Raw genomic sequence first — 1,322 nt, 5'->3', positions numbered from 1 at the left:
GGCAGGGCGTCCGGCCGGGCACGTCGGTGGCGGCGGCCTCCAGGTCCTCGTCCAAGAGCGACGGCGACGACGGCAGGTGGCCGGGGGCGCAGGGCCAGCGTGCGCGTGAGGAGCGCGGCGGACGCGTCCGGATCCACCAGGTCGGTGAAGAGCACCACCAGCGCGCGGCGCGTCTGGCGGGCGAACGCGAAGTCGAACGCGCGGCCGTAGTCGCTCTCCTCCAGGCCGGCCTCCGCGCGGTAGAGCGACTCGGTGATGAGGCGCAGGTGCTCCGCGCCCTTGCGCGGGGGCAGGAAGGCGCGCACGTCGCTGGCGAACGCGAGCACGCCCACCACGTCCCCCGCGTCCAGGCTCACGCGCGCCAGCCGCAGCGCCGCGTCCACCGCGTGGTCCAGCTTCCTGCGCCCCTGCACCCGGCCCGCCATGTGACGGCCGCAGTCCAGCAGCAGCAGCACCGGCTGGTTGCGCTCCGGCTGCCACGTGCGCACCAGCGTGCGGCCATGGCGCGCGGAGGACTTCCAGTCGATGTGGCGGTAGTCGTCGCCGGGGCGGTACTCGCGCAGCGACTCGAACTCGCGGCCCTCCACCGACTTGCGCAGGAGCGTGCGCGCGGACACGGCTTCCGACGCGCGCGCCAGCGTCAGCGCCTCGCGCGACAGGGCGCCCAGGTCCGGATACACCTTCACGTCGCGGGCCGCGGACAGCTTCACCTGCCGCGAGCACAGGCCCAGCGGGCCCAGCAGGCGAAGATTCACGTCGCCGAAGCGCGCATCGCCGCGGGCGGGAGGACGCACGCGGTAGGTCAGCCGCGTGGACGCGCCGCCCGCCTCCAGCGTGAAGGGCTGCCGGTGGCCGTGGCTCTCCACGTCCAGGGGCGGCTCGTCGCGCAGCTCGCCGCGCACGGGCCGGTCCGTGCGCGAACGCAGCTCCCAGCGCACGGGGTTGTCCACGCCGGAGGAGAGGATGGGCTCCACCTCGCGGCGCGCCTCCAGGTCGCGGGCACGGGGCGCGCGCAGGAAGTCCACCGCGCACAAGAGCAGGACGGCCACGTCCACCGCGAGCGCCAGCCACCCGAAGGCGGGGCTCGCCACCGCGAGCGCGGCGGGCACGAGCGCCCCGGCGAACAGCGCCACGGCGAGGCCGCTGGGACGGGACGCCCGAGGCTCACCGGGGCACTCGCACCCGTTCGAGCATCTGCTTGAGCACGTCGTCCGCGGTGACGCCCTCCACCTCCGCCTCGGCCTTGAGGAGGAGGCGGTGGTTGAGGACGCTGGGCGTGACGGCCTTCACGTCGTCCGGGGTGACGAAGTCGGTGCCCCGCA

General features: G+C 75.3%; 2 pseudogenes. Both read right to left on the bottom strand.

Annotation, left to right across the window (positions count from 1 at the left end):
* Positions 1-1,168, bottom strand: a pseudogene (locus tag ACLEQD_RS43570) (DUF58 domain-containing protein); the annotation flags it as partial.
* Positions 1,165-1,322, bottom strand: a pseudogene (locus tag ACLEQD_RS43565) (magnesium chelatase); the annotation flags it as partial. The pseudogenes ACLEQD_RS43570 and ACLEQD_RS43565, both read right to left, overlap by 4 nt.

Source organism: Corallococcus sp. 4LFB (assembly GCF_046520365.1).
GTDB lineage: Bacteria > Myxococcota > Myxococcia > Myxococcales > Myxococcaceae > Corallococcus > Corallococcus caeni.
Note: the sequence above shows the minus strand (reverse complement) of the source record. Positions and strands in the feature narration are given on the sequence as shown.